The following is a 379-nucleotide window of genomic DNA, read 5'->3' as shown; positions in this document are numbered from 1 at the left end:
GCGTGATCTCGGGCGAGCACGGCATTGGTATCACCAAGCTGGAGTTTTTGAGCGAAGCCGAGCTGGCACCCTTCATTGCCTACAAGGCCAAGGTGGACCCCGAGGGACGCTTCAACAAAGGCAAGTTGCTACGAAATCAGGAGCTGCCTGCGCAGCCTGGTAGTGGGTTTGCACCGCATTTGACTGAAGATGGTTCGACCATCTATGCTGATCTGACGAACGCCTATACGCCGTCGTTCGGCCTCATGGGGCATGAGTCCATCATCATGCAGCAGAGCGATATTGGCGCGATTGCTGATTCGGTGAAGGACTGCCTGCGCTGCGGCAAGTGCAAGCCCGTGTGCGCTACCCACGTGCCGCGCGCCAACCTGCTGTACAG

1 protein-coding gene is annotated in these 379 nt (G+C 58.3%); it reads left to right on the top strand.

All coding sequences use genetic code 11. The features are described from left to right. On the top strand, positions 1-379 hold a 379-nt coding region (locus AC1D1Y_RS26840; RefSeq protein WP_477685016.1), incomplete at both ends, for an FAD-linked oxidase C-terminal domain-containing protein.

The organism is Polaromonas sp. P1_G1, from assembly GCF_056405595.1.
This window is presented reverse-complemented; position numbering and strand designations above follow the sequence as displayed.